General features: G+C 52.3%; 1 protein-coding gene. It reads left to right on the forward strand.

Annotated features, from left to right (window positions below; translation table 11 throughout):
• Window positions 1-586, forward strand: a 586-nt coding sequence (locus GLW00_RS21005) for a hypothetical protein (protein WP_500683507.1), incomplete at its 5' end; no start/stop codon positions are given.
• Window positions 587-673: the final 87 nt, after the last annotated feature.

Here is a 673-nt window from a genome sequence, read left to right on the forward strand (position 1 = left end):
GGATAGTCTTTCTCCTGTTTACCGCGAGTGGCGGGACGCTCTGGTATCTTGGCGGACGGATACAGACGAACCTGGAAGAAATCAGGAAGCAGGAAGAGACATTGCAGAAACTGAACGCGAAGACATGGGGCGTGGAGTTTGTGCAGGACGGGAACAGGAAATTCCTTGTCCTTCCGTACGGGAAATCAGCGGAGGTGATTCCCTTTCAGGGGAAAGAGTGGGTACATCTGAAGGAGTGACTCAGAGTGACGGAGCTGGAAATACATTTGCTGAACGCCTTAGAGCAGCTGCAACAGGACTATATGCAGCGGCTGAGCGAATGGGAGAGCGCCTTCGTGGAATTGCAGAAGATGTTTTCGCTTACGCAACGGGACAACGCGATGCTGAACGAGCGGGTCATGCAGTTGAGTCAGCAGGTGCAGCACTTGAGCGAGCAGACAGAACGCTTGAGCCAGTTATACAGCGAGAACTGGAGATAAGAGAGGAACGGCTGATACAGGAGCGCGAACATGCGTTATCCCTGGAACGGGAGCGTCAGCCGGAAATACAGGAACGCACGCTGGATGGTCCTTCGCTGGGATGGTGAAACCATGAAAAATGGCAGCTTCAGTGGATTAAGAGGAGTTAATGTGGCCTGTACCATCTGGTTGCATAGGCATTCATACGGTTAAAA

Origin of the sequence: Halobacillus litoralis (assembly GCF_009856445.1) — a bacterium.
In the GTDB taxonomy this organism is placed as follows: Bacteria; Bacillota; Bacilli; order Bacillales; family Halobacillaceae; genus Halobacillus; species Halobacillus litoralis.